The sequence below is a fragment of the Klenkia sp. AC732 genome (assembly GCF_979256525.1).
Map to the genome: position 1 here is coordinate 1 of NZ_CEEDOS010000098.1, position 383 is coordinate 383.

Below are 383 nucleotides of genomic sequence, written 5' to 3' on the forward strand. Positions count from 1 at the left end.
GCGGTGGGGGTGGTGGCCGTCCCGTCCGTCGTGGGTGACGGCGCCGGGTCGCGGTCCGGGGTCGGCTCCGCCGTGCTCGCGGGGGCGGTCGTCGTGGGCGCCGTCGTCGCCGCCGTCGTCGCCGCCGTGGCCGGTGCCGTCGTGGCGGGCTGGGTGCCGTCGGGCTGGGTCGTGGGCGCCGTCGTCGGCGGGGGCGTGGAGGTGCCCGCCGGCGTCGTGGGGGGCGGGTCCTCTGCGGCGGCGGCCGTCGTCCCGCCCTCCCGGTCGGAGGGCACCGCGTCCGTGGGGAGTGTCGGTGTGGCGGCGGCGGGTCCCCCGGCCGGCTGCTCCGTGGCGGGGGCCGGCGCGGGGTCCGGCTCCACGGGCGCGTCGTCCAGTGGGGC

Annotated in this window: 1 protein-coding gene; it reads left to right on the forward strand. The window is 82.8% G+C overall.

Going from position 1 to position 383, the window contains the following annotated elements; all coding sequences use genetic code 11:
• Positions 1 to 12: 12 nt before the first annotated feature.
• On the forward strand, positions 13 to 383 hold a 371-nt coding region (locus AC0IVP_RS21830; RefSeq protein ID WP_471759270.1), incomplete at its 3' end, for a hypothetical protein.